General features: G+C 65.2%; 20 protein-coding genes. 2 read left to right on the top strand and 18 right to left on the bottom strand.

The window, feature by feature from the left end; translation table 11 throughout:
* Positions 1-8 precede the first annotated feature (8 nt).
* Positions 9-431 (top strand): DUF6484 domain-containing protein, encoded by a 423-nt coding sequence (locus RFM98_RS22960; RefSeq protein WP_430682339.1) that lies wholly within the window; start codon positions 9-11, stop codon positions 429-431.
* A 7-nt stretch (positions 432-438) separates the two neighbouring features.
* Positions 439-1,596 carry a hypothetical protein gene (locus RFM98_RS22955; protein ID WP_320310969.1) on the top strand — a complete coding sequence of 386 codons (1,158 nt, stop codon included), beginning with the start codon at positions 439-441 and terminating at the stop codon, positions 1,594-1,596.
* Between the two features lie 6 nt (positions 1,597-1,602).
* Here RFM98_RS22955 and RFM98_RS22950 read toward each other — a convergent pair whose 3' ends face one another.
* The 18 genes from RFM98_RS22950 to tssA all read right to left on the bottom strand — a co-directional run bounded on the left by RFM98_RS22950 (position 1,603) and on the right by tssA (position 21,634).
* Positions 1,603-2,643 (bottom strand): hypothetical protein, encoded by a 1,041-nt coding sequence (locus RFM98_RS22950; RefSeq protein WP_320310968.1) that lies wholly within the window; start codon positions 2,641-2,643, stop codon positions 1,603-1,605.
* Positions 2,640-3,728 (bottom strand): DUF2169 family type VI secretion system accessory protein, encoded by a 1,089-nt coding sequence (locus RFM98_RS22945; RefSeq protein WP_320310967.1) that lies wholly within the window; start codon positions 3,726-3,728, stop codon positions 2,640-2,642. The genes RFM98_RS22950 and RFM98_RS22945 overlap by 4 nt, the downstream gene beginning before the upstream one ends.
* Before the next feature lie 3 nt (positions 3,729-3,731).
* The gene (locus RFM98_RS22940) at positions 3,732-4,226 is read right to left on the bottom strand and encodes a hypothetical protein (protein ID WP_320310966.1); all 495 of its coding nucleotides are present in this window, start codon (positions 4,224-4,226) and stop codon (positions 3,732-3,734) included.
* A complete protein-coding gene (locus RFM98_RS22935; RefSeq protein WP_320310965.1) occupies positions 4,223-4,684 on the bottom strand; it encodes a hypothetical protein in 462 nt (153 codons plus the stop codon). The genes RFM98_RS22940 and RFM98_RS22935 overlap by 4 nt, the downstream gene beginning before the upstream one ends.
* Before the next feature lie 12 nt (positions 4,685-4,696).
* Positions 4,697-5,506 (bottom strand): PAAR-like domain-containing protein, encoded by an 810-nt coding sequence (locus RFM98_RS22930; protein WP_320310964.1) that lies wholly within the window; start codon positions 5,504-5,506, stop codon positions 4,697-4,699.
* Between the two features lie 3 nt (positions 5,507-5,509).
* A complete protein-coding gene (tagF, locus tag RFM98_RS22925) occupies positions 5,510-6,049 on the bottom strand; it encodes a type VI secretion system-associated protein TagF (RefSeq protein WP_320310963.1) in 540 nt (179 codons plus the stop codon).
* A complete protein-coding gene (gene tssM, locus RFM98_RS22920) occupies positions 6,031-9,573 on the bottom strand; it encodes a type VI secretion system membrane subunit TssM (protein ID WP_320310962.1) in 3,543 nt (1,180 codons plus the stop codon). The genes tagF and tssM overlap by 19 nt, the downstream gene beginning before the upstream one ends.
* Position 9,574: 1 nt before the next feature.
* Complete coding sequence (tssL, locus tag RFM98_RS22915) at positions 9,575-10,903, bottom strand: type VI secretion system protein TssL, long form (protein WP_320310961.1); 1,329 nt, start codon at positions 10,901-10,903, stop codon at positions 9,575-9,577.
* A 4-nt stretch (positions 10,904-10,907) separates the two neighbouring features.
* On the bottom strand, positions 10,908-12,242 hold the full coding sequence (gene tssK, locus RFM98_RS22910; protein ID WP_320310960.1) for a type VI secretion system baseplate subunit TssK: 1,335 nt from the start codon (positions 12,240-12,242) through the stop codon (positions 10,908-10,910).
* Positions 12,243-12,334: 92 nt separating this feature from the next.
* Positions 12,335-12,787, bottom strand: a complete 453-nt coding sequence (tssJ, locus tag RFM98_RS22905) for a type VI secretion system lipoprotein TssJ (RefSeq protein ID WP_095765815.1) — start codon at positions 12,785-12,787, stop codon at positions 12,335-12,337.
* 3 nt (positions 12,788-12,790) lie between these two features.
* Positions 12,791-14,254, bottom strand: coding sequence for a type VI secretion system-associated FHA domain protein TagH (gene tagH, locus RFM98_RS22900; RefSeq protein ID WP_320310959.1), 1,464 nt, complete (start codon positions 14,252-14,254; stop codon positions 12,791-12,793).
* A complete protein-coding gene (gene tssG, locus RFM98_RS22895; protein WP_320310958.1) occupies positions 14,251-15,318 on the bottom strand; it encodes a type VI secretion system baseplate subunit TssG in 1,068 nt (355 codons plus the stop codon). Before tssG ends, tagH begins: the two co-directional genes overlap by 4 nt.
* A complete protein-coding gene (gene tssF, locus RFM98_RS22890; protein ID WP_320310957.1) occupies positions 15,282-17,156 on the bottom strand; it encodes a type VI secretion system baseplate subunit TssF in 1,875 nt (624 codons plus the stop codon). The genes tssG and tssF overlap by 37 nt, the downstream gene beginning before the upstream one ends.
* A gap of 1 nt (position 17,157) precedes the next feature.
* Positions 17,158-17,910 (bottom strand): type VI secretion system baseplate subunit TssE, encoded by a 753-nt coding sequence (gene tssE, locus RFM98_RS22885; protein ID WP_320216158.1) that lies wholly within the window; start codon positions 17,908-17,910, stop codon positions 17,158-17,160.
* The gene (locus tag RFM98_RS22880) at positions 17,897-18,346 is read right to left on the bottom strand and encodes an Hcp family type VI secretion system effector (RefSeq protein WP_164772067.1); all 450 of its coding nucleotides are present in this window, start codon (positions 18,344-18,346) and stop codon (positions 17,897-17,899) included. Before RFM98_RS22880 ends, tssE begins: the two co-directional genes overlap by 14 nt.
* A gap of 72 nt (positions 18,347-18,418) precedes the next feature.
* A complete protein-coding gene (gene tssC / locus RFM98_RS22875; protein ID WP_010910844.1) occupies positions 18,419-19,924 on the bottom strand; it encodes a type VI secretion system contractile sheath large subunit in 1,506 nt (501 codons plus the stop codon).
* Between the two features lie 3 nt (positions 19,925-19,927).
* Positions 19,928-20,464, bottom strand: coding sequence for a type VI secretion system contractile sheath small subunit (gene tssB, locus RFM98_RS22870; protein WP_320216159.1), 537 nt, complete (start codon positions 20,462-20,464; stop codon positions 19,928-19,930).
* 6 nt (positions 20,465-20,470) lie between these two features.
* On the bottom strand, positions 20,471-21,634 hold the full coding sequence (gene tssA / locus RFM98_RS22865; protein WP_320310956.1) for a type VI secretion system protein TssA: 1,164 nt from the start codon (positions 21,632-21,634) through the stop codon (positions 20,471-20,473).
* Positions 21,635-21,750 lie beyond the last annotated feature (116 nt).

Raw genomic sequence — 21,750 nt, 5'->3', positions numbered from 1 at the left:
GCGTCATCATGGAAGTGCTGGATCGCATCGACGGCGTTGTCATCGGCCTGCTGATCGGCTTCGAAGACGGCGCACCGCTGGTGGTTTTCGTCGGCAATCCACGCGAGACTGCGGTCGCCGCGCGCAGCCTGACGGTACTAGACCCTTCGGTAGTCGGTTCGGAACTGGCCCTACTCTTTGAAGGCGGCGACCCAATGCGCCCTCTGGTTGTCGGTCGCATCATCGATCCTTCTCCCAAGAGCAAGGAATTGGAGGTGATCCGTGACGGCAAACGTGTGGTCATCACGGCGGAAGAGCGCATTGAGCTGCGTTGCGGTCTGGCATCGATTATCCTGGAAAGGGATGGACGGGTGACCGTTCGCGGCACCCAGTTGACCAGCCAGGCGAGTGGCACCAACCGTATTCGCGGCGGGGCCGTGCATCTCAACTGAGGTACCGATGCAGCGGATCGCCTCGATAGCATCGCTCGTCGCGCAACATGCTGGCGACGCTGCATTCCTCTGGTTGCGCCGCCGTCGCGAGATCGATCGGCCGTTTCTCGACGAGACAGACGTCGGCCGCATCGACCAGCGGCTGGAAGCCAACATCGAAGGTCTCATGGCCGCCGGCGAGAGTGGCTGGCAGGCGGCACGGACGCAGGTCGCCGACTTCGCCGAACCAGGTGAGATTTTTGTCCTGGGCGTCGCGGCGCTGCGCTCGGGCGAAAGCGAGGCCATCGAGATCGCGCTTTCGGCGAGCGAGGAAACCGGTGCACTCGCTGTCGGCAGCCTGTCCGGTGCTGTGGCGCGAACGCCGCGTGATTTGCTGAAGCCCTTCGTCGCGGAGTGGCTGGCTGGGCGCGATCCGCTCCGGCGTAGCCTGAGCCTTGCTGCGCTTCAGCATCATTGCATCGATCCCGGCGCAAGGCTCGCCGACCTGCTTGTCGATGCCGATCCCGAGGTCAGGCGGCGTGCCCTTCGCCTGGCCGGCGCCCTCAAGCGCCGCGACCTGCTGGTGCCGGTGATCGCGGCACTCGACGCCGATCTTGCGCGCGAGCGCCTGACAGCCGCCTTCGCCGCCTGCCTGCTGGGTGAGGCGCGTTCGGCTCATCCGGCTCTCGACCAGATCGTGCTGAACCAACAGGACCTGGCCGCACACGCAATTGAACTGCGATTGCTCACTACCCCCGGCAAGGCTGGCAAGCAATGGCTGCAATCGCGGCTCGACCAGCCTGCGCTGCGCATCGTGGCCACCAGGGCCATCGGCCTGTTAGGCGATCGCGCGGTGATGCCCTGGCTGATCGAGCGGATGCGAGAGCCGGAACTCGCCGAAGCCGCCGGACTGGCATTGCGCGACCTTTTCGAGGTCGATTTCAACGATCTGGCGCTGTTTGCCGTCGATCCGGCGCTGCTCGGGCCGGACTTCACTGGAGACGAGCCGCTGCCGGTCGCCGACAAGGTCGCCGCTTGGTGGGACGAAGGCCGCGGCGGGCGCGGCCACGGGACCTTCCGCTCGATGCGGCGTTTGCGACTCGACGCCCTGCGCGCGGCGCTTGCGGAGCCGGGTGCGACGCTGGCTAACTGGCGCAGGACGCGCCGCTATCCCGCTTGGATGTAAGTCTATCTAGACTCTGCTCGCCCCCACCATGACAGCGGCAGCGCGCAGGCCACTTTCCGAGGTCACCTCGCACATGGCGACAGCGCCCGGCGCGTAATCATCGCGGAAACTGTCAGCCGCCAGCATCAGCGTCAGCGCGCCGCTGGCGGCGCCGATGTCGCCCACCGTCATTGCCGGATAGGCGGTCGCCATCAACTCGCGACGGGTGCGGTAGAAGCGTGGCCGGGTGATCAGCATCTCCAACCCCTGGTAGCGTTCGCCATTGCCGTTGCTGATGACGAAGTCGATGTCCGGTTCGGAAGGCCCGGAGCCGTTCACCGCGTAGCGCAGGGCGCCGAGCATAGCGCGTCCCTGACTGTAGCGCTCCGAAAGCACGGTGTCCGTTTCCTGGGACAGGCCGACGCCATGGATGGCGGCCACCATAGGTTCGCGTCCGGGCCCGCGCATCAGGCGCACGAAGACCGCCGCCTCGCCCGGCACCAAGCCCTGCGCGTTGGCGCCTCTGAGCCGCCCGGCCTGACCGAGTCGGGCAAGATCGGCGTCGTTGACGAGACTGTCGACCCCGCCCAGCAGCACTTGCGCGACGCCTTGCTCCTCCATCAGGTTCAGCGCCTGTTCGATCAGGCCGAGGCTCGCCGCAGCTCCACCGTCTATGGCGCGCGAGGCGGGGTGGAACTTACGGCCGGTTCTCTCAATTATCGCGGCAAGGAAATCGCGCGCCGGAATTTCTTCAAAGGCCGGATGGTTGCGGAAGCTTTCCGGTGGCGTGACCAGTAGAACGGTAGCCACCGCCACTGCCGGATCGACCGTACCAAGCGCCTCGTTGATGGCGCGCGCAGCCATATTGACCAGCCATTCGCCATCGCTGCGGTGAAGGCGCCGATGGGCAGGTACGCGCGCGACCACTTGGGGTGCTCCGAAGGGTTTGGCGAGCGGGACTTCCTCGAAGGCCGAAAGGCTCGCTCGAATGGCGGCGATTGTTTGTCTCGCGCTCAACCCGGCAGGCGTGACGGCGCCTGCGCCTGCGACGTAGAGCGGCCGCTTCATGGCCGCCACACCGGCTGATCGCGCAACATGCCGTCGCCGCCGCGTAAATCGAGATAGATTTTCCGCTTACGCCGTGCATTGAGCCAGCCGGGCGATGGGTGACCGAACACGATCTCACGCAGGCTAGGCGCATTGCGCCTTGTTGGCAGCGCCAGCCGTGCCTTGAGCGTGACGCGCCAAAGGTCCGGTTCGATGATCACGGTGTCGATGTTGAAACTGCATTGCTCGACCCGATCATCATAGATAAGACGAATCGGTGCGACGACCTGCGGCAGGCGGAAATCCCAGCGGCCGTTCGGGGTCATACCGATGATCGAGACCGGCTCGCCGCCGCGGACCTGCGGCAGATGCTGGTCGGCTGGAGCGCTGAGATTGTAGAGAGGGTCGAAATCCCTCGGCGGCAGCGGCCATTGCGTGTCGATCCAGGCTTGATCATAGGTGCCGGCCAGCGGCAGACGCGGCAGCCAGCCTCGCCCGAGGGGGCCGAAACCGGCCGGTCTCGGCCGGTCCGACGGGCTGGAACAGGGCTCGCCCGGATAGGTGACATTCGGAGCCTGCGTGCGCACCGCCGGATCAGCCGAGCGGGCGCGGTGATAACCGACACCCACCGGGTTGCGCCGGTCGAGCCGCCCGTCCGGCAGCGTGCCGCCGTAAGCCCGCTCGTAGACGATCGGTATGGCGAGGAACGGGGCCGGTCGGCTGTAGCTGCCAGCGTGGTAGACGCGGTCGCCAACGACGTTAAGTACCTTCTGTAGCGCCCCAAGGCGGATGCCGACTTGCATCTCCGCCACGGGCCGATGATTTGGCGCGCGTGCCGACCCGTTGACCAGCACTTCAGCGCCCGGTTTGAGTGGTGCGATATCGGCCTCGTAGCGGTTGGAGGAGTTTGCCGGATCGCCGAACGGGATGTCCCGTAGCGAGACTGGCATCTGGTCTTCCGAGACTTGCAGTTCCGGTGCCCCGTCGAGCGCGTCGAAACTCACCGAGAATAAGGCGACCAGTATTTCCTGGCCTTCGGCATCGACCTGGACGTGCGTCGCAGTTGCAAAGGGCGTACGGTTTTCAAGCCAGACAGCGAAGGCCATCGCTCAGCACCAGTTACCGTTCTCGTCGAGGCCAATCGGCCAATAAGGCATAGCGGTAAGTACACTGTAGAGATCGGGATGGCCGTTGCCGGGCAGCCAGCCCAGGAGCAGGACCTGCGGTGCGACGCCGGTGTGCCGCCCGTCCGTTTCGTTGAGAGCGACGATTCTCAGCCAATAATCCCGGACGACGAAGACGACTTCCGGCCGCGACGCCGGCCCTGCAGGCCTCTGTTCGTAGTTGAAGCGCATAGCCTGCATTTCATCAAGCCCGTCCCGCGCCATCGATCTCCGAACCAGATTGTTCCACCATGCTATAGCCGTCGCACATGCCCGATCGAGCTCCTCGGCATAGGACAGGAAGAGTTGGCGGTAAGGCTGTGGTGCGGCTTCGAGCGGAATTTCCGCCACGTTACCGAGCGGCAGGTCACGTGGCTGGGCAAGCAATCGGTTGCCGCCGAGTTCGGTGTCGTGGAAGATAAGGGGGGCTTCCCTCGTCATCGGATGATGCCTTCGCTGTCCATTCCGATTGGCAGGAAAACGAAATGGAGCATGAAATCACGCAATTCCATGTCGCGCCTTCCCAGACCCTCCAGTAACAGCACAGCCGGCTGAATCAGCGCGTTGCTGTCGCCTTCATCGTCTTCATCCTCGGGGCCGATGTACCAAAGCTCAGGATCATTGAAGCCGCTGTCCACGATCTGTTGGCTCAAGAATTCTTCATTGATCTCTCCGATTTTGAGAAAGTAGCGCCGGTAAACCTCGATGATGCGAGGATGCGAAGCCGCTCCCATGGGCCAACGCATCCTGCACATGCGTTCTGCCTCCACTTTCGGCCGCCCGGCCTGCATCTCTCGCGCAATGAGTTCGCTCCACCACTTCAATGACTGACCTTGGGCCACGCCAAGATCGCTTACATAGCGCGTAAGAATTTCGTCGTAGAGCGAGGCCAGAGACATCACCATATCCTGCTATCCTGGCCAGCCGAGCGCCAGATATTCCAGCACGCTCTTGCCTTGGTTGTCGCGCATTTCCACGCCCTGCTTGTTGGAGCACGTGGTGCAGTGAGGTTTAACCGCCGCGTTTGATCTCTTCCATTGGTTGAAGGCTGCCTCATTGCGGCACCCGCCCATGGCCCAGACTGCGGATTGCGGCGGCTGATGGTCTGCGACGAACCGGTCGCCTTTGTCGAAGGCCCGGCCCGATTTGTAGGTACCCACATTTTTGGCCGCGCCGCACGACCAGCAGGGACCACCCCGCACACTCTGCCTCTGAGCATCGTTTGTGCCGGTTTCGGGCGCCTTTTCCTTGCCCGGGGGGCAAGGTTGGCCGAAATTCTCAGTGCCGACGATTGCCTGGATATCCACAATCGCCGACGGATCGATAATTCCGAATGGTTGGGAGCCGCAGGCCTGCCCGAGCGGGTCGCCATGCCGGCACACGCCCTTTCCCTCGACTTTGACGACAAATGACCAGAGCTGAAAGGTGCCCTTCCCCTTCGTTCTGTGCGTTATGACATTGCCGCCCTGCGTTCCCGCTTCGTCGCCACTGCTGGTGGCTATCTCAGACGAGTTCTCGAGCGCAGTAGGGTTCCCCTGAATCTTCACGCTTTTGCTGCCCTTGGTCAGGTCGGAGGCCTGCAGCATGTTGACGTAGGGTACCGGCACCGGGCCTGTGGGCGGCGGAGGCGGGCTCAGGCAGACATCTCCCGGAGCGGTGCCGGTACCACCGCTGCCCTGATGGAAGAATCCCATTTTCTCGGCATAGACGTTGTTGGACACGGCCTACTGAACCTCCGGTGCCCCACGCGCCGCTCGCATTGCTGGCAGACCGTTCACTGCGAGGTCGTGGATATCGGAAAAGCTCAATTCCTGAACTTCCCAATCGTCGAGCCAGAAGGCGATACGGTGGCGACTTTCGAGGCTTTGCGGTTGCGGCAGCGCGGCGATCTGTGCCCCTATCCAGCCGGACGTCCGCAATTCGTCCACCACGCTACGGACGAGCTTGGCCGTCGCATCGAACCAGGGATCGGCTGGGTCGGGCAGTGGGCCGAGCCGGACGACGGCGAAGGGGTATCGCCGCCCGACGCGGTCCTCGCTCATGCGCCAGGCACCGGCACAGGGCTGGTCGCCGAAAATCCCAGCCTGCACAACAAAGCGCCACACTCGCGAGTCCAGGTCATCCTCATCTGGTCGCGCGCGCAATTCCATCGACATCCACCGGTCCCAGCGGTCGATAAAGGTACGCGGCAGGTTCCAGGCCACGAAATCCCCCGTCGCTGGAATCTTGCCGAAAAAGCCGGTGTTCATATCTGCGGCGGACATGTGAACTTCTTGAACATTTCGAGTGTGTATGGGTTCTCGACGCTGGCCGCCTTGAGCTCGAAATCGGCCCACATTCCCTTGGTGCCGAGCCGCAGGCTGTAGACGTCGGTGAGCTTGGTCGCATTGAAGCGGCCGCCGCGCAGCATTCTCAGCCACGCCCAGCTGCCGGTTTCGTTGAGCATAACCTCGGGCGAGCCGTCGACAGGCTGGAAGGCCAGCGAGATCACGCCGGTGCCGTCCTTGCCCGGCCATGTCATCGGCTGCGGCCTGGTCGCGTTGTTGTAATAGACCAGGTTCTGGCCATCGAGGTTGAGCGTCACCCGCGTCACGTTGGGGGAGAGATCCTTTGGCTCCAGCGTGAAGTTCATCACCGGGCCGGTGCCGCCGGGAAACAGGTCGTCGCGGATATGCCTTGCCTGCTCGAACGCTGCGAGCGCTGCCGGATCGAGGCCGAAATCGGCGCGCCATTTCCAGGGCTCGCTGGCGGTGTCGACATAGTTGATCAGATGGTCGTTGGTGAAGGCATCGATCAGGCCGGTCGGCCCGAAGAGGCGCTGGAAGTCGCGCACATTGACGTCGACCGCGCTGTCCGGGCTGAACGGATAGCGGTTGTTGAGCGCCGCTTGGCAGAAGGGCAGGATGTCCGCCCGCCAGATGGCGTTGAGCTCGTTGGTGACCGCCTTCTGCGACAGGCCGCTGGTGTCGCCGGCAATGCCGCCCAGCCAGTCGTTGATCGGCGAAGCCAGGATCTGCGCCTGCCTGGCGACCGCGCCTGTCAATTCGGCCAGCCCACCCTGCTTCTTGATCGCATCCTGCGGATCGGGATTGGCGGTTACCGTCTGCAGCACATTGGACAGCGCCGTCAGCGCCACGATCGCCGCGTCGAGCGCCGGCGGCTGGCCGTCCACCTGAGCGATCGTGCCTTTGAGCGGCTTGAAATGCTCGGCCACCAGGCTGCCGGTCATATCGACCTGGTTGGCGGAGCCGGCGCGCGGCAGGAGCTTCGCGCCTGTCGTCACCACCTTGCCGAGCTTGCCGAGCTTGCTCAAGAGCTTCGATCCGGTCTTGGCGGCACCGCCGCTCTTGTCGTCGGCCGGCGCCTCATCGGAGCGGGTGAGGTCGGTCTCCTGCACCACTGCCGTCAGCAGGCGCTTCAGCGCGGAGTCGGCGCTCGAGAGATCCTTGAGGTTCTCGCTGGCGACGTTGAGGTCGGTCAGCGGCGCCAACCGCATGTCGCGCAGGAAGCTATCCCATTGCGCGATATAGTCGTCGTAATAGAGCTTCAGGATGTCTTCCGACAGCGCCGAGACCGACGTCTCCGAATTCTCCGAACAGCCGCCGGCAAACACCGCGCGGTCCAACGCCGCCTGGCCCGCGACATCCTCCACCCGGTCGAGGATCGCGTCATGGAAGCCGGCATAGGTGTAGGGGCCCGGAACGCCGACACGCAGCGTCTTGTCGGAGCGACGCGCGAACACCTTCGCGCCGTTCGGCCCGGCGAAATTGGCCGGCACCCATTCCTTGACGGCTGCCACTTCCGGGTCTGCCAGGAGTTGCTTATAGGCGCGCTCCGGCAGCGAGATCGTGCACACCGTCTTCAGCGCCTCGGCGACCAGCTCCTTGTCCGGCGCGATGTAGGTGTCGTCGACCGCCATGCGGCGGATCGCAGCAAGCTGGTGCGCTTCGGCGTCCGCGGTCGGGAAGGGCGGAGCCGGCGCGAATTGCGGCAGATTGTTCACCCACCAGTTCTGGACGAAATCGGTGTCCATCTGCGACAGGCCGGTCATCATGCGGTAGGTCTTCAGCGCGCCGAGCATGAAATCCGGATCGCGGATCTGCCGCCACATCGTCGCTTCGAGCAGGGCGACCATATGCGGCTCGAGCACGTTGCGCAGCGCATGGTCGTACGTGTCGGTCTGCGCGCGCACCAACTCCGCCGAAGCGGTCGGGCCGAGCAGATTGTGGACGGCATCCGGCGGCGCGGTGCGCGCCGTCGCCACCGCATCCATCGCCGCCAGCGCGCCGTCCATGGTCGGCTGTTCGACCGCAGCCGGCATGGCGGCTACGTCCGTCAGCGGCGCCTGCAACGCCTCGAACTGACCAGCCTGTTCGGTAATCGCATTGCGGTTATCGAGATAGGACCAGGTGAACAGTCCGCCGGCGAGCAAGGCAGCGAGCGCACAGGCGGCGGCCGCCCCGCGCCAGATCCAGGCGCGGCGACGCTGCGCCAGCGGATCGAACGTACCGAGGCCGGCTTCCTTGAAGATCACTTCGGTCAGGAGATTGCGCAGGAAGAAGCTGCGTTTCTCGACACGCGCCGCCGGCATGGCGCGGCGCGGCGGCAGCCCGAAGGAGGAGGACAGCGCCGCGGTCAGCCGGTCGATGGGCGCGCCTTCCTGCGTCGCCGAGGTCAAATAGAGACCACGCAGCCAGGCGGCCTCCTCGTAGCGGCTCTCGCCGAACATCGCTTCGACAAGCACCTGGATCGGCTCGGACAGGCTGGAGAGCTGTGCCGGGAAGCGGAAGATCTCGGCACGCTGGCCAAGCTTGTCCTCGTCCTCGAGCCGCGGCACCAGCCGCCGCTCCAGCTCGGTGGCGAGCCTGGCGAGTTCCGTCTGGATCGTGCCGGCGTTGACGCGCGCGTCGAGCGGGAAAGTGGTTCCCCACACCTGCTCGCGTGCCGTCGTCGACAAGCCGCCGAAGAACGCTTCGAAGCCTTTGATCAAGTCGGCCTTGGTCAGCATCAGGTAGACGGGCAGGCGGATCTCCAGCCGATCGTTGAGCTCCGCCAGCCGGCGGCGGATCTTGCGGCCATGCGCCTTGATCGCCTCGTCTCCCTCCGAGAGCGCATCGATCGACAGCGCGACGATGACGCCGTTGAGCGCGCGCCGGCCCCGGTGCTTCTTCAAAAGGTCGAGGAAGCCCAGCCATTCCGCCGCGTCGACATCCGGCTGGCTCTCCTGCTGGACATAGCGGCCGGCCGTGTCGATCAGCACCGCGTTCTCCGAGAAGAACCAGTCGCAATTGCGCGTGCCGCCGACGCCCTGCAAATCATCGGTGAGGTCGATCGGGAAATTGAGCCCGGACTGGCGCAACGCCGTGGTCTTGCCGGTGGCCGGCGGTCCGACGATCACGTACCAGGGCATCTCGCGCAGGAACTTGCGGCCGCCGAGCTTGCGCCGCTTCAGTTCCGCCATCACCTCGCCGAACTTGGCGCCCACCGCCGCGACGCTCTCCTCGCCGGGGGTTAGCTGCTTTTCCGCCACGGGCGCCGCGATCTCGGCGACGAACATGCGGTTGGCGCGGATCGCGCGGCGCTGCGCGATGATCAGCCAGATTAGCCACAGGATGATCAGCCCCGCGATGATGGCGATGCGCACATTGTCGGATTCGAACGGCGCGTAAGGACCGACCTTCACGATCGGGCCGAATACCCAGATCAACAGCGAAAGCAGCGCAATGCCGATCAGCGTCCACAGGAATCGCGAGGTGATGACGGCCCAGAGGAAGCGCAGGATGAACATCTCAGAGCCTCTTCTCGACCAGGACCTCGACGCGCCGGTTGAGCGCGCGGCCCTCGCGCGTCGAGTTATCGGCCACCGGTTCGGTTTCAGCGCGACCCTCGGAAGAGATACTGTCCTGCGGCACGCCGGCTTGCACCAGAAGCTTGGCTATGGTTTCGGCTCGCGCTTCCGACAGCCGCTGGTTGCTGGCAAACGGGTTGGACTTTTGCAGGCGCACATTGTCGGTATGGCCGACGACGGTGATTTTTCCGATCAGCTCCTTGTTGTCCACGATCACCTTGGCGATCGACGCGATCAGCGGCTCATAGCCTTCGGTCAGCGTCGGTCGCGAGGACTGGAACAGCTCTGGATTGGAGGACTGGATGACCAGCTTGGCCAGCGAGACGCTCTCGGTGCCGCTGAGCGCCCCCTTGAGGTTGTCCGGTGCTTCGGCCTTGAATTCCGGCAGCAGCGCGAAATCGACCGGCTGCGGCGCCTCTGGTTCAGGAGCATCCTGCTTGGGAGCCGCGCGGGTGACGTCGCCGCGCGAGGCCGGGGGCAGGGTGCGCACCAGTGCGGACAGCTCGACCGCCTGGCTGCTCAAGCCCATCGACAGGCCGATATAGGCAGCCGCGGCGACGACAACCGCGGCAAGCGCCATCACCCAGATCGGCACGATGAAGCGCTGTGGCTCGTCGGAGGCGATCACGCCTTTCCAGTTTGGCGACAGTGGCGCGCCCTCGGCATCCGCATTGCGCAGGAAGCGCGCCGCGGCCACGCGCACGGCATTGAGCGAACGGTCGCCGGCGCGGCCGGGGACCCGATACTTGCCGCGGAAGCCAAGCGCCAGGCAGTAATACTGCAGCTCCAGCATCTCGCGGTCGCGGTTCGGGTGACGCTCCAGCTCGTCAAGCCGGGCGAAGAACTGGGTGCCGGCATCGACGTCGCCGCGCAGCATGACCACAAGCGGCTGGCGCGGCCAGGCGCTCGCGCCGCCCCATGGCGTGTTGAGCGCAAGATCGTCGAGCAGCGCCGCCACCGCCCAGGCCGCCTGGTCGGCGCGCTCCAGCGACGAGCCCGCCGCCACCGCGGCGTCGCGGGCCCGCACCAGCTCGTCGAGCAGGCGCGTGCGCATCACCTCCGGGTTCTCGGGCGCCAGCGCACTTTCGAGCTCCGGTGCAAATTCGAGCAGCGGCGCAAAGATGTTGATGAGCGTGTTGGGATGCGCGCGCGCTCTCTTTGCCGGCGCTCCAGGCGCCAGCGGCGCCATCGGGCGCGGCGCGGCACCAGTCAGCCGGATGCGTGTGCGCTCGCGATCCTCCGACAGTCCGAAAGGATCATCCCGGCTCATGGCCTCACCTGTTCACCGAATAGCAGTCGACCTGCGGCTCGCTCGGCAGCACACCGGAAACGCCGATGACGAAGCCGGGGGCGTCGAGCAGCGAGGCCCAATGCTCGCTCTTCTGGTCGAGCTCCAGGCACAGGCGGTCGCCGTCATAGGGGATTTCGCGTGGCTGCGAATGGAGTGGCTTGAGCGGAATGCCGGGCAGGCGCGACTTCCACAGCCCTTCGAACTGGTCGGCGGCGCCGACGGTCGCCTGATTGACGAAGATCTTGCGCAGCGCGTCTTCCGACAGGTCCGATCCGACACGGATGACGATGCGGCTGGCGACCAGGAGCTTCGGGTTGTCTATGCGCACCTTCCAGACATTGGTCGCATGCCGCATGACCGGCAATGCCCGCGATTTCGGCTCGATGTAGCGCAGGCTGAGGATGAGCGAACGCAAGGCGTCGGCCAGTGCCATATAGGCGGGGCCGGGTGCCATGTGGTCGTAGGCGGGCAGTTCGCCGAGCCGCCGCGAGCTCGAGCCGTAAGTGGCCATCTCGCCGGCGAGGCCGGCAAGTTCGAGATAGAGCTCGGCCGGATGGAAGACATCCTGCGCCAGCATATGCGCAAGCCGTGGCCGCGCGGCATTGGCAAGGTGCAGCATCAGGAGGTCCTCGACGCTGCGGCCGGCCCCGCCCATCACCATCTTGCCATGCGCTTCCGCGATCTGGTCGAGGCCGGTGACGACCTCCTGCAGCAATTGCCGGTACCAATGGACCGCACCGGTGATCAGTGTCGGCGGCAGGAACGTCTCATCGAGCGAGATGCCGCCATCGGCGCGGATACCTTTTATGTCGGCGATCGGCAAAGCGGTATAGCCGCCGACCGATTTGCCGGGTGCAAGCAATACCGCTTGCGGCCGGGCGATTTCGATGTCTTCCGGGTCGGCACCGCTCAGGACGGCGTCGCGCACCGAGACGATCTTGCCGTGATAGCGCGCGCCTGTCGAAGTCGCATGCGCCGGATCGAACCCGACGCCGCCGGGTGGTTCGAGCGGCAGGGCGACCAGCACCGGTCCGGCGCCGGTGTCGGCCGTCACCTGCAACGGCTTTGGCGCGTCCATCAGCTCCGGGATGGAGAAAGGCGTGCCGTCCGGGAAGATGCCCCGGGCGGACACGATCGAGACTTGCCCGGCATCGAGCAGCGACTGGTCGAGCGTCAGTTGCTGGAAGCCGAACGTATGGAGTTGGCCGGCCTGCAAGGCGCCGCGCACCATTCCCTCGAAGAACCGGTCCTGCTGCTGGAAGTGCTGGGTCCTGAGAAACAGGCCCTCCGACCACAGCACCCTGTTTGCATCGCTCATGCCGTTACTCTCTGCACGGAACCATCTGCTGTCGATTGGGTCAGGAGCATGATCTTTTCCAAAAACCGGTTCCCACTTTTTGGGATCATGCTCTAAGCGGAAATGCCGCCCTTGCCGAGGCTGACATTGATGGTGAATTTCGACCCCGGCGATACCGACTTTGTCGTGCGCCAGTTGCGTCCGCCGGGTTCGCGGATCAGCGCGACGAAGCCGAGCGCCGTCGCGTTCGGCTCGACCGTGATGGTCTTTGCCGCGGTCTTGCCCGGCGCGACCGAGATCGCGTCCGAGCCGATCAGGTCGGCGCCGAGCGCCGAGCCGGCATCGCCCTGCAGCGCGAAATAGTCGGCCGAATTGAACTTGCCGGTGCTGGCCAGCCGCATCACCAGCACGGTCACCGGCCGGTCGCCGCCGCCCGGACCGGGATTCATGCCGGCGCCACCGGTCACGTTGACCGATATGACCGATGGTTTCGGCGGGCCGCTCTGGCAAGCTGCAAGCAGCCCCGTCGCGCCGATGGCAACGATGAATTCGCGTCTGTCGATCATGTCCTACTCCTCTTCATATGCGTCCCTGAAGTCGGCGCCGATCTCGCCCAGGAAGCTCGATTCCGCGCTCTGGGCGATGTCCCGGTGGCGTTTCTGGTAGAGTTCCCACAGCTTGGCATTGCGTCCGCCGGACAGCAGGTTGCCGATCGCGGAATTGGATTTGAGCTCTTCCTCGATCGCGGCCGGATCGAAGCGGTCGATCATGCGCCGCAGAGCTGCCTGCACGCCGCGCCACGCGCGCACGTGATGTTGCGCAAGGTCCTTCACCGCGTCGCCGATCGCCGCCTCGCCGGAGAGGAAACCCGGGCTGCGTTCCGCGATGATGGTGACGATGACATCCTCGACCGTCGGCAGGAATTTGAGCGGGTTGACCTCGGAGGCGCCGACCATCGTCTGGGCGACGCGCGCGCTTCCCTTCTCCTCGGCGCGCTTGCGCAGGAGTTGCATCAGGCCATCCAGCATAAGCCTGTATTCCCGCCCGAACTTTTCCATTTCGGCGATCGCATCGCGCCCGGGAAAATCGGCTTCCTCGACGCCCATGCCGCGCAGGAACGCGGCGCGCAGCGCCATGTCGCTGGGCGCCGGTTGCGTGGGACGTGATGGCTTGGGCGGCTTGGGCACGGGGCGCGGCTGCGGAGCAGGGGGATTGGCCACCTGCACCGGTATCTCCCAGGGGCGAGCGGCTTGCGGCTTTTCGGCGGGGCGCTCGACGCGACCAGCTGGATCGGCGCCGCTGCCGGACGGGGGCGTCGCGGCTGGCCCGAAGCTGAAATCGTCATCGAAGCCGGGTGGTTTCGGCGCGGGCTCGGCCATATCGTTGCGTGATGGCATCTCGCCGAAACCGAACGGATCCGACCGGCCAGCGGCGGGCTCTTCGTTCGAGGCCGGCGTCGCCACCGGATCGAGGCTGAACGGGTCGTCGAAGGCCGGCGAGCTGCGCTGGCTAGAAGCGCGATCGTAAGCCCCGGGCACAGGCTGCTCGAACGGATCCGGCAGCCCGGCCGGGCGCGGCCGCTGCGGCTCTTCCTCGGCCTTGGCCGAGAAGAAGTCGTCGCCGCCGATGCTGGGTGGCGTCCGCGATCGGGGCGGTGACCATGCCGGCGCGGCATGGTTGGCGATCGGCGCCTGACCGACCGACGTGTGGCTAGCGCTTGGCTGGACATCGACATGGAGCACATAGTCGCCCATGCGCAGCCGCATGCCGCTTTGCAGCCGCGTCGACCTGCCGGCACCCAGAGGGCTGTCGGAATCGTCGATGAACAATCCGCTGCTCGACGTGTCGGTGACGAAGTAGCCATCGCGGCCGCCGCTGATCTTGCAGTGGGCGCGTGAGACGAACATGTCCGGATCGTCGATCTGCCAGCCGGCATCGGCGCTGCGGCCGATCACCAACTCGCCCTCGTCCAGCCGGGTCTGCCTGACCACCTGCGAGCGCGGGCCTTGTTCCAAGGTCAGAAGCAGACTCATGCGGCTGCCTCCGCCATTTCCGGCCGCCACCCGACGACTGTGTGCAACCTGAGATCGTCAGCATCCCCCTCTTCGGCGGGGCGTGAAAGCCAGGAGGTTCGGCCGAGCTGGATGGTTCCCATGCGCGGCGGAGGCACGGCGTCGCGCGCCAGCACGAGGCGCAGATCGACGTCGAGCGCTTCCCCGATCATGTCGCGCACCGCCTTCTTGAACAGGGCGAGGCGCCGTTCTCCGGGCAGGAACGACTTGAAGTCGTCAAGGCTCAGCGGACCGATGCGCAATTCGATCCGGCTCTGCCGACTGAAGACGCGCGGGCCGATCGTTGCCCCGCCGCCGAGCGCCGCATAGGCCTTGCCGACGCGGCTCTGCAGCGCCGTCGGTATGGTGATCCAGGCGGCGACGAATTCCTTGATCTGCACCGGCACCTTGAAGGCCGTGGCGAGGAACAGCGTCAGCCGTTCCGCGCCGTCGACTTGGCTGGCCAGCGATCCAGCCTGGCGCAGCCGCACCACGTCGAGCTCGGGATCCTGTGTACCGGGAAGGCCAATACCGGCCATCGCTTCAAGCATGGCGCGAACGCGCCCGCCGACCGAACGTTCGACCTGCACCGCCGGATGGGCGTCGGCCCATGCGCGGTAGTAGAGCGCGATCATGCGATGCTGCAGGATGTTGACGAAGTCGACGAAGGTCGTGTCGCTGGTCTGCTCGGCGTCGGCGCCGGTGAACCAGCGCTGCGACAGCCGGTCGAGCACCCAGCGCGTCAGATGCAGCGGCATCGGCCCTTCCGGCCCGAGCAGGCCGAGATTGGCGACGGTCACCCGTGCCGGAGCCTTGTCCCTGGCATCCTGGAATTTGACCACGTCCCTCGCCGAGAAGCTCAGGCGGACATGCTGGCCGAGCCTTGCCGGCTCGCGGTCGGCCTGGCCGGAATGGCCGAACAGCCCGCGTCGCTGCTCCAGGCGGCGCAGCAGCTCGAAGAAGTCGAAGCTCTCCGACAGCGCCTCGCCTTCGTTCGGCGCAGGCCGCGCTAGATCAGGTAGCGATTGCCGGGCGTCATCGGCCATGGCACATCCTCCTGCTTCTGCAGCAGCCGCGTGCGGGTCCGCACGAAACCGTTTATCCCGGCATGGCGGGCAAAGAGCCGCGCAAGCAGTGCCGAAAGCAGCAGCGAGCTTTGGCCTGCCAGCACCGACTGGTCGACATGCAGCGTCACCTCGGTGCCGCGTCCGAAGCACATCGGCCCGTCGATCTTGAGCCGCTCGATCACCGGGCGCGAGTCGATGCGGGTAATCGAGTGCACGTTGCGGGCAAGACTCGGATCGCCGCGGTCGGCATAAAGATCGAGCAAGGCATGCAGCGGATCGACGCCGCGGCCTTCCTTGGCGAGGCTCAGGAAGTTGAGCGAGAGTTGTGCCACCAGCCGCCAGGCGAGATTGTCGGCGCGGGATTCGCCTTCCGCGCCGGCCGGCAGCGCTGCCGGGATCGCCGGCTGCGGCGGCCGCAGCGCGCCCAGCAGCCGCACCGCTTCCACCGGATCGGCGGTCTCCAGCGTCAGCGCGGGCGTGTCGTCCAGGATCGGCAGATCGCGGTTGGTGCAGAGCGCCATCACGTCGAGCCGCTTCAGTGGCCGGTTGGGCTGGCTGCCGGCCGGACGCGAGATGGCGAGGAACACATCGTCGCCCGTGTAGGAGGTGCGGGTCAGGCCGTCGCGCCGCTCGTCTTCCGTTGCCCGGCGCGGGCGCCGCTCCGTCGAATAAACCCAACCGCTGCCGCGGTTCTGTCCCAGGCTGAACAACTCGGGAATTATCGCCTCGCTGCCTTCCGCGTCGGCGTCTTCCACCCTGGTGACCCGGAAGATCTCGAAGTCGCGCGCACGGGTACGGTCGGCGTGCAGCACCTGGCGCGTCCGGCGCGGATCGATCTCGATGACGTTGCATTCGCGTTCGAAGAGATTGATGATCGGGGTTGCGAACAGCTCGAAATCGGCCACCGTCACATCGGCAAGCTCCGGCACCGGACGCCGGAACAGGAAGATGATCTCTAATCCCCCATCGCACTTGCGCACCACAGGCTGCAGTCCGGCGATCCGCACATAGTGGAAGCGCTCGGGGATCATGAAATATTCGCGCAGCAGCCGGTATCCCTCGAAGGTCGGGCGGGTGCGCGGCATCAGCGCTTCGTCGTCGCTTATGCCGATCATTTCGGGCTCGGGCAGCGCCGTGAGCGGATTGGTCTTGCCTTCCGCGCGCGCGCCGGCGGCCGAGCAGGCGCCGAAGATCGCGTCGAAGATGAGCGGCGCCTTGGTGCGCCCGGCGAAATAGAGATCGAGACGGTCGAGCGACAATTCGCTGAGCTTGCCCTTTCCGGTTCGGGCGAGCGCGATGCGAAAGGCCGCTTCGCCACGCACGCCGCCGACCGGCGCGATGCCGGCCGCCGCCAGCGCGCTGCGGTCCTGGAAATAGCTGACCGAATTGATCGCGATCGGCCACAGCGTGACCTCTTGCGCGGTGGTGAAGGTCGAGCGGGTCGAGAGCCCTGGATGCAGGCTGGAGACCAGCCGCGTGCCGCGCGCCACGGCATGGCCGGCGATCATCGCCTGCACCTGCTGGCCGGGTTTCAGCACGGCCATCGCCACCGCCGGCGCCGGCGTCACCAGGTCCGGATAAAGCACGTCGAGCACGGCGCGCGAGAAGCGCGAGCGCTCTGCGTCGACCTTCAGCCGCGTGCGCGCGGCAAGAAAGGCCACGCCGTCGAGCAGCCGCTCGACATAAGGGTCGGGGCAGGGGACCGTGTCGAGGGAAAGGTTGCGGGCGACCGCCGGATGCATGTCGGCGAATTCCGCGGCCAGCGCGCGGATATGGGTAAGTTCCTCTTCGTAATACTCCACGAAGACCCGATCCATCTCAGGTATCCCTGAATTCGGTTCGCGCCAAGCCGTTGTCGAGGTTGATCGTGGTGCGCAGCCGCATGCGTTCCGGCGTCGGCGTCATGATCAGCACGGCGTCGATCTCGATCTTGAGGCCGACGCTCTTGTCGCCAAGCGTGACATTGACCGTCGTGGCGCTTTCCTTGAGACGCGGCTCGAAGGTGGCAAGCACCGCGCGGATCTCGCGCGCCAGGGTATCGCGGTCGAAATCCCGCGACGAGCGGCCCGAAAAGGACGGCACGCCATAATTGACGACGCTGCGGCGCACTTCCGGAAAATCGGCGAGTGGCGGCAGTTCGTCCAGGGGCTGTTCGTGCTCGGCGTCGGAAAGCATCGGTACGGACTCGAAACGCTCGGTGTTGAACAGGGCCTCGATGTCGCGCCGGACGGCTTCCCGCAGCACACGCGCCGACACCACCACGCCCCGGCTTTCGATTTCGGTGCGATGCTCGGTCTGGAAGACAAGCCTATGAAGGCGCCTTTTCTGCTCGGACGTGAGTTCAGCATCGGCATCAATGGCACGCGCGCTGCCGGCGAGAAGTGCCTCGACGCGCTCGGCGCCGAGTTCTTCTTCCAGCAGACGGCGCAGCCCGTCGATCTCCGACGTCAGGCCGGGCAAGTCGTTGACGAGGCGATCCCAAAGGGAGGGCTGGACCGCCTCGCGCTTTGCCCGGGAACTGCCGGCAAGCTGCGCTTTCGCGCCAGGCCTCTTGGCCTCACTTGCCGACATAGACGTCCATTTCGATCTCGTCGTCCTTGTCGTAGACGAACTTGATCTTCTTGTAGGCGAAGCTGACTTCTTCCTCGATCAGGTCTGCCTCATCGCGAGCCTGCCGCATGTCGTATTCCATGATCGAAGCGTCGGTGAGCGTCACGACCAGATAATCGCTGGTCTCGCCGTCGATTGTGCGGCGGGCCGAGAACACCACCTCGTCGAGCGCCTTGTTCTCGAACAGAGCCTTCTTCAGGTAGGGCGACGACTTGTCGTAATGCTTGAAGAACTTGATCATACCCATCGATACGCGGCCGCGCCGCGACAGCGAATTCGGGTCGTAGGGCGCGATCATCTTGTAGTCGACGCCATGGATCTCGATCTCGTCTTCATGGCCGTCGCGCTTGCTCGGGCCCTTGATGTCCGGGACTTTCAGGAAGCCGTCGATCTTCATCGAAGGCGCATCGGTTCTGTCTGGCATTGTCTTTCTCCACCGCTACGAAACAAGATGACTTTGCTTAACGATTCAGCCCTTCACCGACGGCAGTTCCGACACCAGCCGGAGCGAGGCGTTGATGCCTTCCAGCTGGTAGTGCGGACGCAGATAGAAACGGGCATTGTAGTAACCGGGCCGGCCTTCGACGCTGTCGACCTGGACCTCGGCGGCGGCGAGCGGGCGCTTGGCGCGCGCCTTGTCGTCGGCAAAGGCAGGGTTGGCCAGCACGTACCGGTTGATCCATTCGGTCAACCAGATCTCCATGTCGGTGCGTTCCTTGAACGAGCCGATTTTGTCGCGCGCGATCGCCTTGAGGTAGTGCGCGAAGCGCGAGACCGGGAAGAGGTAGGGCAGGTTGGCGCTCAGTCGTTCGTTCGACTGCGCGTCCGGATCGACCAGACGCCCGGCCCGCGTCTCGTCATCCTGCAGCGAATGCGCGCCGATGAAGGCCGCGAGGTCGGTGTTCTTGCGGTGCAGGATCGGCATCAGGCCGAGCTTGGCTAGCTCCGCCTCGCGCCGGTCGTCGATGGCGACCTCGGTCGGGCATTTCATCGCGATCGATCCGTCGTCGGTCGGGAAGGCGTGCACCGGCAGGTTGAGCACCGTGCCGCCGTTTTCGACGCCACGGATCTGCGTGCCCCAACCGTAGAGCTTGTGGCTGCGGTTGATGTTTACCCCCATGGGGAAGGCCGCGTTCATCCAGACATATTTGTTGTGGTCGCCGCCCACTTCCTCCTCGAAGGTGAACCCCTTGACCGGAACGGTTTCGGAGCCGTAGGGCAGGCGCGCCAGCACCCGCGGCATGGTGAGGCCGATGTAGCGGGCATCCTCGCTTTCGCGCAGCGACTGCCACGATGCATAGGCCGGGTTGTTCACGATCATCTGCAGGTCCTGCGGGTTGGGCAGTTCCTGCCAGCTGTCCATGCGGAACAGCCGTGGCGAGGCGGCGGCGATGAACGGCGTATGCGCCGAGGCGCAGACGCCGGAAATGTTGCGCAGCAGGCCGACGTCGCGCGGATGGTTGGAGAACTCGTAGGCACCGATAATGCAGCCGATCGGCTCGCCGCCCAGCATCGAATACTCGTCCGTGTAGACTTTCTTGAAGATCGGGCTCTGGTCCCACATCTGGCCTTCATAGTCTTCGAGCGTGTCGGCCAGCTGCTCCTTGGAGATGTTCATCACCCGGATCTTCAGCTTGGTATCGGTCTCGGTGTTGTTGATCAGGTACCAGAGGCCGCGCCAGGTGCCTTCCATCTCGCGCACTTCCGGCGCATGCAGGATCTCGTTCACCTGCGTCGTCAGCATCTTGTCGATGCCGGCGATCAGCGACTTGATCGACTTGATCGCATTCGACGAGATGGTCGTGGTCTCGGAGCGCGATTGCGCGGCAAGCGCCAGGTTGCGCACCAGTTGCTGCAGCTTCTCGCTGTCGTCCTTCTTGACCTTGAAATCCTTTTCCAGAAGTCCGCTGAATTCGCCAAGATCGATGGCTTCCGCCTCGGCGGTGGCGGCTGCGGTCTTTTGCTGTTCGGCCATGACTTACTCCTCGCCCTTGCCGTCATCCATCGCCTGGCTGGCGATCTTGCTCAGCAGCGGCTCGTTGTTCAGAAGCTGCGCGATGCGCTTTTCCGCGTCGACGCGGCCGTCCATGAAGCCGAGCAGCTCCTCGAGCTGACGGCGCATCTTCAGGATCTCGGCCAGTTGCGGGACCTGCTCGGCGACCTTGTCCGGCGCGAAGTCGCCCATCTTGGAGAAGGTGAGATCGACCATGAGCTCTTCGTCCCGCTCCTGGCCCTCGGCCTGCGGCAGGGTATTCTTCACCCGCGCCTTCACGCGCGGCCCCATCGCTTCCATGAATTTCGGGAAGCGGTTGGCGTCGGTTTCGACGAAGTTGCGGTCGAGAACCGACTTCGACGCTTCCCTGGTCTGTGAAGCGCCGGAAAGGTCGGCCATCACGGCCATGACGAACGGCAGTTCGATCGTCGTCGGGCTGCCGTAGGTTTCAACGTCGTAGGCGATCTGCACGCGCGGCGCGCGGTTTCTTTCGATGACCTTCGCTTTGCTCTCTGCTGGCATGCTTTTCTACCTTTCATCCTTCTGGGCCGGCTTCTTGGGATCGGGAACACCGGCAAGCAGCCGGAACTCCTTCAGCCCCGACGGGGCGAGATCTTCCATCAGTTCAACGAAATCCATGTGCACCATCCGGCGCACGCGCCGGGCGAGATGCGGGATGGGGCTCGACGGTTCGGTGCGGTCGTAGAAGGCGACGACGAGGTCGAGGCACTTGACGACTTCGTCGCGCGAGTTGATCCGGTCCGGCAGACCGGTGCTCGCTTCCAAAGGGCTTGCCACACTTGCCATCGTCTCGGCTCCATGACCGTTTCGGGCGGGCATTGCTGGTTCGGCTGCCTGCGGAGCAGGCTTCGCGGCGCCGTTCGCCACGGCGCCGGAATTCCGTTCCAGCGTCGTCAGCAAACGCTGCAGGAACTTCTTCAATTCCGGGACGGTGGCGCCATTGCCTTCGATACGGGCGTTGAGCGCGGCGTCGACCGCGTCCAGGGCGGCGATCGTGGCACGCGCGTCGGCCAGCAGCGACGTCATTGCGTCCGCCGCTTGATCGATTTGCGCCGCGCATCCGGTGCGCACGCGGTTCAGCAGCTGATTGTGGGCGCTCGTCAGCGCCGCCTTTTCGGCGGTCCCCAGGCCGGAGGCTGCTTCCTGCAGCATGACGCGTTCGTCGAGCGCCGCCTGTTCCAGGTCCCGCCCGCTGATCGGCCCGATCGCGCGCGGGGAGAAGAAGACCACCTGCCTGAGGTTCGCCAGCAAGCCTTCCTGGCCGTTCTGCAGATCGAGCAGCGCGTTGATGCGGCGCAAGGCGGCCTCGCGCGGCGCGCCCGTCCGCAGCGACGGGTGCATCGTGTCCCAGTACTGCTCGAAGGTCCGCGCAATCAACGCCAGCCCCTGGGCGAGGCCGGCCAGACCTTCTTCATTGGCGAGAGCGCGCGTGACGAGAACCAGCAGACGCAAGTCCCGGCCGCGGCGCCGCAATTCCTCTGCCTTTTCCAGAACGGCCGGCCAGTCTACCGGGACAGTGGTCTGCGAGGTCTTGTTGCCGCCATCGTGGACGACCTTGAGCTGGGCTTCGGTCAGGCGCTCCAGCTCATGAAAGGCCGGGTCGTTGCGCAAGTCCTCTCCCGACGGGTTCTCACCGTTTAGAGGATTCAGCCAGAGTGCGAGATCAATCACACCAACCCCCAGCCAGCGGCGCTGAGACCCTATGTGACGTTACGTTATCACCGGCCTCGCGCGACGACAATTGAGCACCTGCGCAAAAACTAACGGAAGCTAAACGCGACCGTTTC

This window comes from Mesorhizobium australafricanum (genome assembly GCF_033977265.1).
GTDB lineage: Bacteria > Pseudomonadota > Alphaproteobacteria > Rhizobiales > Rhizobiaceae > Mesorhizobium > Mesorhizobium australafricanum.
This window is presented reverse-complemented; position numbering and strand designations above follow the sequence as displayed.